This window comes from Acidiphilium sp. (assembly GCF_049977125.1).
In the GTDB taxonomy this organism is placed as follows: Bacteria; Pseudomonadota; Alphaproteobacteria; order Acetobacterales; family Acetobacteraceae; genus Acidiphilium.
The window spans coordinates 1-6,217 of record NZ_JBMFGY010000154.1; the positions used below are offsets into that span (position 1 = coordinate 1).

Annotated in this window: 5 protein-coding genes; all 5 read left to right on the forward strand. The window is 61.7% G+C overall.

The features are described 5' to 3' along the window. The coding region (locus ACP5E6_RS15475) for a hypothetical protein (RefSeq protein WP_427955506.1) at nucleotides 1–299 on the forward strand (299 nt) is incomplete at its 5' end. Nucleotides 300–511: 212 nt separating this feature from the next. After that, nucleotides 512–1,735: a TolC family protein gene (locus ACP5E6_RS15480; RefSeq protein ID WP_427955508.1), complete on the forward strand. Its 1,224-nt coding sequence runs from the start codon at nucleotides 512–514 to the stop codon at nucleotides 1,733–1,735. Then, nucleotides 1,732–2,724, forward strand: coding sequence for an efflux RND transporter periplasmic adaptor subunit (locus tag ACP5E6_RS15485; RefSeq protein ID WP_427955511.1), 993 nt, complete (start codon nucleotides 1,732–1,734; stop codon nucleotides 2,722–2,724). The genes ACP5E6_RS15480 and ACP5E6_RS15485 overlap by 4 nt, the downstream gene beginning before the upstream one ends. After that, nucleotides 2,721–5,825: an efflux RND transporter permease subunit gene (locus ACP5E6_RS15490; protein WP_427955514.1), complete on the forward strand. Its 3,105-nt coding sequence runs from the start codon at nucleotides 2,721–2,723 to the stop codon at nucleotides 5,823–5,825. The genes ACP5E6_RS15485 and ACP5E6_RS15490 overlap by 4 nt, the downstream gene beginning before the upstream one ends. Nucleotides 5,826–5,919: 94 nt before the next feature. Beyond that, nucleotides 5,920–6,048, forward strand: a complete 129-nt coding sequence (locus ACP5E6_RS15495) for a beta-ketoacyl synthase N-terminal-like domain-containing protein (protein WP_427955515.1) — start codon at nucleotides 5,920–5,922, stop codon at nucleotides 6,046–6,048. Nucleotides 6,049–6,217 lie beyond the last annotated feature (169 nt).

The window sequence follows — 6,217 nt, forward strand, 5'->3', positions numbered from 1 at the left end:
CGGGGCACGGCGTCGAGCAGAACCGCCAAGTCGAGATCGGCGCCGTGCTTGCCCCCTCAATGGCAGCAAACCTACCCCAGCACCTGACAGCGCGTCACCTCACGCACCGTACCGTCCACACAAACACGAAATCCCTCGAGAGCCGTCGAAACCAGCGCAGCAATCGCAACCCGACTACCGGTTACCGCACAAGGCAATTATCGCCACTCCGAGCTCCCCGCGCCGTTTATGCGCGGATTCTCACCGCCGCCAACATCGCCCGGCGCACGTTTTCGTTTCTGACGAATCCGTCAGTTTGACGTTCGGAAAACATCATATTGGACGGTTAACCTCGCATCAGCATGTGCAAGACCATATCAGCTTGATGAAAGCCCGGAACAGTTCGCGACCATGGAGTGTTATGCTGGTGCTTCCGCCACTTTTGCTGGCCGGATGTGCCCATTATGCAGCGCGTCCGATCAATCCTGTGTCGAGTGCCCGATTGCTCACCGGGCGGCGGCTGGATAACCCCATGTTGACGAAGTTTCTTTCGTCGATGGGCTGCAAGTCCAAGCCCCGGTGGGGATTGGATGCCCTGACGCTCGTTGCGGTGTTTGAACGGCCGGATCTTGCGATAGCCGATGCCGAATACGCGGTAGCGCGTGGCAGCGTGATATCGGCGGACGCATTGCCTAACCCAACTATGACCATCAATCCCGAATACAATGCCTCCAACGCCAATCCATCGCCGTTCAAAATCGGACCGGTGATCAGCTTCCTCGTAGACAGTCTTGGCGCGCGGCAGGCCGGGGTGGCGGCGGCCAAGGATCAGCGGGACGCGGCGCGCCAGGCGATCGATACCGCCGCATGGCTGGAGCGGTCGCGGGTCCGGACCGCGTTGCTGGCCTTCTGGAATGCGCGGCACGCTGTCCGGCTGGCCCGACGGAATGCGCAATTGGCGCAAGCTTCGGAGCGGGCGATCGCGCAGCGCTACCGTGCCGGAATCGTGTCGTCCGCGACGCTTGACCTTGCCATGACCGGGATGGATCAGGCGCTATATTCGGCAGCGGAAGCGGCTCGAAGCCTGGAGGTTGCGCGGGGTGATCTGGCAGCCGCGGTGGGTGTGCCGGCTGCGGCATTCGATCATGTCGCGATCTCGACGAGTGCCTTCGATGCGCCCCGCACGCCCCATGATATCGCGGGCATCACGCGGGCGGCGTTGGTCGCCCGGCCATCGGTGCTTGCGGCGCTCGCGACGTATCGGGCGGATCAGGAATTGTTGCGTCAGGCGATCGACGCGCAATATCCGGGCGTGTCGATCGGGCCCGGTTATCATTACAGTCAGGGCGACAACAAATATATTCTCGCGCTTTCCCTGCCGCTCCCAATTTTCAATCAAAATCAGGGGCCGATCGCGTCGGCCCGCGCGACGCGGCATCTGGCAGCGGCGCAGTTCAAGGCCGCGCAATTGCATGTGCTGGATCAGATCGATACGGCACTCGTGCGGTACCGGGCGAGCCAGACGGCGGCGCGTGCCGCACGCCGGATCGCCCGCCAGGCCAAGGTAGAGGTGAGGCGGGACGAGGCGGCGTATCGGATCGGGGGCATCGGTATCGTTCGGCTGCTGGGTGCCAAGCAGCAGGAATTAATTGCGCAGCAGAATAGTCTGACAACACGCCTGCAAACCCTGACGGCACTCGGGTTGCTGGAGGACGCATTGCATCATCGGTTTTTCGGAAGGGCATCCGGCCCATGAAACATATCGTCCATCGGTTCCTCCGTGCCGTGATCCTGTCGCTGATCACGATGTTGGCCTGGGCGGTCCCAGCTTGGGCGGTGCCGGTGACGGTTGGGACGGTCCGGGTTGCGCCTTATGTCAAGCATCTCGGATTTCTCGGTCAGGTAAAGAGCGCCGGCCGGATCACTTTATCGGCGCCGATGACCGGCCTGGTGATGGGGCCGTTCGTGCCGGCCGGAATGGTCCGGGCGGGGGTGATCATCGCACGGATCGCGCCGCCGGGACTTCCGGCGCAGCTTCATGCGGCTGAGGCCCAGGTTCGCTTCGCCCATCAGACGCTGCAACGCGACCAGCGACTCTTCCGGAGCGGCAATCTGTCTGCCGCGACGGTGTCGAGCGATACCAATATCTGGAAGCAGGCGGTTGCGAGTTTGCGGGCGTTGCAGGCTGAGGCCGCCAGTCAAACCCTAACGGCACCGTTTGCGGGGAGTCTCGATTATCTGATCGCGCCGGGCGGCATTGTCGCGGCGGGTACAGCGATTGCGCGTTTGAGCGGACGTGGCCATCCCTGGATCAGGGTTCTGGTGCCGCCCTCGACGGCCCTGCGGTTGAAGGCAGGCGGCGACGCGACGATACGGGGGGGCGGTTGGCATGGTCAGGGTTCGATCACCTCGGTGGGACGCAGCGCGCGCCGGTCGGGCCTGGTGAGTATTGTCGTGGCACCCTCGCCTGATGATGATCTACTGCCCGGCGAATGGGTTTCGGTGGTGCTCGACCTGCCGCCGCGCACCGCCTTCGTCGTGCCGCTGGGTGCGGTGGTGATGCACGGTTCAGCGGCGATGGTGTTCGTGGATAATGACGGGAAGGCCCGTGAAGTTGCAGTCGATATTCTCGGTGTTCACGGCGGCGAGGTCTGGATCGATGGCGAACTGCACCCGGGGGATCGGGTGGTGGTTCGCGGCAGCACCCGGCTCGATGCCCGCTCGCCGCTGGAGATATCGCCTTGATCCGCGCCTATCTGCGGTTCCTGTGGGATAATCGTTTCACCATGGCGCTGCTGGCGGTTCTGCTGATTGCGGCCGGCGTGATTGCATTCGAGGAGATGCCGCAGAGTATTTTTCCGGCAGTGGATTTTCCCAAGGTCTCGGTTCTGGTTCATACGCAGGATCTGCCGGTGAAATTCATGCTCCTCGAAGTGACCCGCCCGCTGGAAGAGGCGGCCAAGGGCGAGCCCGGCGTGACGCTGGTGCGCTCGCAGACCGGCAACGGACTGACCAAGCTCCATGTGTTTTTCAACACGCATACCACGCCCTATCTTGCCTATCTGATGTTACAGGCGCGCCTGTCACACATTGCGCTACCTCCTGGCGCAGTGATGAGCGTGCGGTTGATGACGCCGAATATCTATCCGATCGCGGAATATGCGCTGGTCTCGAACCGGATCGATAGTTCGGCGATGATGCCGAGTTTCGCGTTCACGATCCGTCCGGCGCTCCTATCGGTTCCGGGCGTCTATCATGTCAACGATGTCGGTCGGGGGTGGCCGGAAGTCGATATAAGGTTGAACCCGCGGCGGCTCACGCAATACCATCTGACCGCTGCAGCAGTGGTATTGGCCCTTCGCGCCCGACAAGGGCCGTTTTTTTCCGGCGTGATCGATGCGTTTCATGAGCAATTCATTCTCGCGACCACGCCGCGGCCGACGAGTGCGGCCGCACTTGGCGCGGTCACGCTGCCCCTGGGTTTGCCGAACGCCGAGGGCGTCAGGGCACCGTTGGCGCTGGGCGCGTTGGGAACCATAGCAACCGGCCCACCGCCGTTGATCCGCGATGCCGCTGTCGCCGGTTATCGTCATGCGCTGCTGATCGACGTCGCGGCGCAGCAGGCGACCAATCAGGTAAAGGTCGCCGAAGCGGTGCGACGCGAGATGCGGGTACTGGCGCCGCAATTGCCGGCGGGGACTCGCCTCGTGCCGATTTACGATCTCAGCGGCCTTATCGGGTCCAGTCTACGGGATGTCTGGATCGCGTTGGGTCTGGGTAGTCTGATCGCGTTCGGTGTCGTGTTCCTGTTTCTGGGCAGATTGGATGCGTCGCTGGCGACGTTGGCGGTCATTCCGCTGGCAGTTGCCGCGACGATGATCGTGCTGAACGCGCTAGGGTTCGGGATCAATATCATGACCCTCGGTGGCATCACTGCGGCGATCGGCGCGCTGGTCGATCATGCGATCGTCATCGTCGAGCGCGGCATGCATAATCTGCAAGGCGATGCGCCGACCCGGCGGCGCATCGCCTTGGCGTATGTAAGCGACATTCTGCCCTTGATGACGATGGCGACCCTGACCGCCTGCGTCATTTTCGTGCCGCTCGCGTTCCTGTCGGGCACGATCGGGCTGCTATTCCGCCATATGGCCATGGCCATCGTGATCGCGTTGATCACGTCGCAGATCATTGCAGCAACGATCACCCCGATCCTGGCGATGTGGGTTGCGACCCGTGCCCGGCATGTGCGGCAATTGCCTGGGGAACGATGGGTCCGTCGGCATTATAGCCGCGCTTTGGTACGGGGCATGCGTGCGCCCGGGCTCGCTATTCCGCTCGTTCTGGTTCTGCTGCTCGGTGCTGGAATTGGGGCGAGTTTGCTGCCGACCGCGTTTCTGCCGCATTGGGACGAGGGGATCTTCGTCGTGCCATTTCGGACACCGGTGGGTAGCGGAATTGCCGAAACCACAAGGGTCGGGCGGGATCTGATGCGGATCGCAATGAAGAATTCTGATGTCGCTCGGGTGTCGCTTGTGGTGGGGCGCGGACTGGGTAATGCCTATGCGACGCCGAACAAGGGAGGGCTGACCGTGGTGTTGAAAACCCATCGTGCCCAGTCGACTGCGGTGGTCATGCGACAGTTGCGTCACGCGTTTCGCCTGGCGGCGCCGGATCTGACCACGCTCGAGACCATGCAGGTGATGATCAACCGACTGGGCAATCTGTCGGGGTCGCACGCACCTCTGCAAATTGAGTTGTTTGGCGGTGACACGGCAACCCTGCACCGTGCCGGCGAACGCCTGACCCGCGCCTTGCAGGCCAGCCACGATTTCCAGTCGATTGTCTTCAAATCACCCTCGGCCGGCCCGGAGATTGCGATCACACCGAGCGCGATGGCCAGCATGCAGGGGTTCACCCCACTGGCCATCTCCCAAGCGCTCAAAACCCGGTTCTGGGGGCGTCAGGCCGGATTTTTACTGCATGGCGAGCAGATTTTGCCCATCCGTGTGCAATTGTCTGGCAACAACGGCGCAAATCCGGTGAATTTTGCTGACACCCCGGTTCGCCTGCCGAACGGTGTTGTTACCCCGTTGTCGCAGGTGGCCAAGGTGGCGGTGCAGGGAGTGGTTCCCTACATCACTCACCAGAATCTGGTGCCTTATGCTGCGATCAAGCTTAGCCCGTCCGGGAATGAGGGGCTGGCGGCTGCCGCGGAGAAGGCCAATGAGGTGATTGCCGCAGTCAAATTGCCACGCGGCGTCACCAGCGTGATCGGGGGCTATTACCGAGAGCAGAAACGGAGTTTCAGGCAGATGGCGGTGATTCTGGCAGGCGCGTTGTTCATGCTGCTGGTTCTCCTCGGCTTGCAGTTCGGCAGCCAGAAGGCCGCGATGGCGGCGATATTTTCGATCGGGTTGGCAGCGCCGGGCGCGCTACTCCTGTTAGTGATCACCCACACGGATCTGGACAGCACGGCGTTTCTCGGAATTCTGCTGGTGTTTGCGATTGCGGTGAACAATGTCATTCTGATCTTCGCTAATGCCCGCCATTCGGGCGGCAATCGTCTTGGACCCGCCAGTGTGGCTTTTGCCGCGCGGCAACGGTTACGGCCGATTCTGATGACGATGCTCGCCGATGTGTTGGGGTTTATGCCGTTGGCAATCGGGATTGGTCGCGGCACTGATTTGCTGCAACCGCTGGCGATTGCGGTCATGGGCGGTTTGATCCTCGGAACCGTGATGACGTTATGGCTGGCGCCCGTCCTCTATGTCGTGGGAACAAGGCGCTTCACTGGTCATAACGCATCAAGCTTGCATCTTGATCGGGGGACACCTGAGGAGCAATAGGCAGCCCAAGCCTAAATTGGATAGGACTAACAAGGTTGACGAACATGAAAATCTTTGATGCAAACCGCGAACGAGAGATTGTTTGACGCGTCGCGTGGTCATTACCGGGACGGGGATGGTTTCCCCACTCGGATGCGGGGTACAGCTCGCTTGGTCCCGGCTGCTAGAAGGGCAGTCGGGTATATCGAAACTACCCGAAGGCCTAGCAGCCTGTCGGAGTTAGCTTTGGGATGTTTGGCGGGACGAAATCATTGGCGCCTGCATGACGGTTCCCGCTGTGTGACTGGATAGCAGAATCCGCACTTGAGACCTCGGCCATTATGCCGACGATCACTGTGCCCCTCACAGGCGTACCAAATCGACGCAAAAGGGCATGGTCTGGCTCAGTTTGC